The following is a 1,745-nucleotide window of genomic DNA, read 5'->3' as shown; positions in this document are numbered from 1 at the left end:
CCCCGCCGTGACCACCGCGATCCAGGAGCAGGCGGCGAAGACGCTGCACACGTCGTCGCTGTACCTGTCTCCGCCGATGCTCGACCTCGCGGAGGAGATCGCGGAGCGTTCGGGCATTCCCGATGCCCGCGTCTGCTTCACCACCTCGGGGTCGGAGGCCAACGACACGGCGATCCTGTTGGCGACGAGCTACCGCAAGTCGAACCAGGTGCTGGCGATGCGCAACAGCTACCACGGGCGCTCGTTCACGACCCAGGCGATCACGTCCCACGCGTCCTGGTCGTCGACATCGCTGTCCGGACTCCAGGTCAACTTCGTCCAGGGCGGCTACCGCCTGCGCTCCCCCTTCGGCGATCTCGACGACGATGCGTACACCACGGCCTGCGTGGGCGATCTCGTCCAGCTGCTCGACATGACCTCAGCCGGTGACGTCGCCTGCCTGATCGCCGAGCCGATCCAGGGTGTCGGCGGCTTCACGGTCCCGCCCGACGGCTTCTTCGGATCGATGAAGAAGGAGCTCGACAACCGCGGCATCCTGTTCATCGCCGACGAGGTGCAGACCGGTTGGGGCCGTACCGGCGAACACTTCTGGGGCTACGAGGCGCACGGCATCGTCCCCGACATGTTGACCTTCGCGAAGGGCGTCGGCAACGGGATCACGCTCGCCGGCTGCGTCGCCCGCGCCGAGATCATGGACACGATCGAGGTCTTGAGCTTCTCGACGTTCGGTGGAAACCCGCTGTCCGCCGCGGCCGGGTCGGCCACGTTGAAGTACGTCGTCGACAACGACCTCCAGGGCAACGCCAAAGCGATGGGCGAGCACTTCTCGTCGGTGATGCAACCGGTCGTCGACGACATCGACTGGATCGCGGAACTGCGCGGGCGCGGCTTGATGTGGGCGTTCGAGATCTGTCAACCGGGCACCACCGAACCCGATCCCGCGAAGACCGTCGAGTTCCTCGAAGGATGCAAGCGTCACGGTCTCCTCGTCGGAAAGGGCGGCCTCTACGGCAATGTGATCCGCCTGTCGCCGATGCTCGACATCACCGTCGACGAACTCGACACCGGCATCGACGCGATCCGTTCGACCATCGCCGATCTCTCCTGACGGGCTCGTGACCGAGACCGTGGCGCGCCGATGATCATCACGGTCGACGACGCGCACGACCCGCGGCTCGACGACTACGCCCTGCTCAAGGACCAGGTCGCTCGACGGAACCGCGAGGGTGACGAGTTCTTCATCGCCGAGGGATACGTCTCGATCGATCGCGTGGTCGACTCCGGGCACCGACTCCGCTCGGTCGTCGTCACCCCGTCACGGGTCGAACGGCTGCTCGCACGCCGACCGGAGATCACCGAGAGCGACGTACCGGTCTACGTGCTCGAACGAGCGGTACTCGCCGAGTCGGTGGGCTTCGACCTGCATCGCGGCGTCGTGGCGTCGGCCGACCGACGACCCGTGCCGACCGCCGCGGACCTCGCGGCATCACCGGCTCGCCGCGTTGCGGTGCTCGTCGGATTGAACGACGCGGAGAACGTGGGCGTCATCGCACGAGCCGCGCGGGCACTGCGGATCGACGCCCTGCTGCTCGACCCCACCTGCACGGACGCCTACTCGCGTCGCACCATCCGGGTGAGCATGGGCGAGATCCTGCATCTCCCGGTCGGACGCGCGCAGGACTGGCCCGCCGACCTCGACGTCCTGCACGACGCCGGCTTCGAGACGTGGGCGATGACGCCGGCCG

The 1,745-nt window shown here is 67.4% G+C and carries 2 protein-coding genes; both read left to right on the top strand.

Features of this window, described 5'->3' with window-relative positions; genetic code table 11:
* Nucleotides 1-1,108, top strand: a 1,108-nt coding sequence (locus ON45_RS19340) for an aspartate aminotransferase family protein (protein ID WP_040496216.1), incomplete at its 5' end; no start/stop codon positions are given.
* Nucleotides 1,109-1,138: 30 nt separating this feature from the next.
* A partial coding sequence (locus tag ON45_RS19335; RefSeq protein ID WP_040496215.1) for a TrmH family RNA methyltransferase occupies nucleotides 1,139-1,745 on the top strand: 607 nt, incomplete at its 3' end.

Origin of the sequence: Ilumatobacter nonamiensis YM16-303 (assembly GCF_000350145.1) — a bacterium.
GTDB classification, from domain to species: Bacteria; Actinomycetota; Acidimicrobiia; order Acidimicrobiales; family Ilumatobacteraceae; genus Ilumatobacter_A; species Ilumatobacter_A nonamiensis.
The sequence above is the reverse complement of the archived record's forward strand: the minus strand, read 5'-3'. Positions and strand labels throughout refer to the sequence as shown.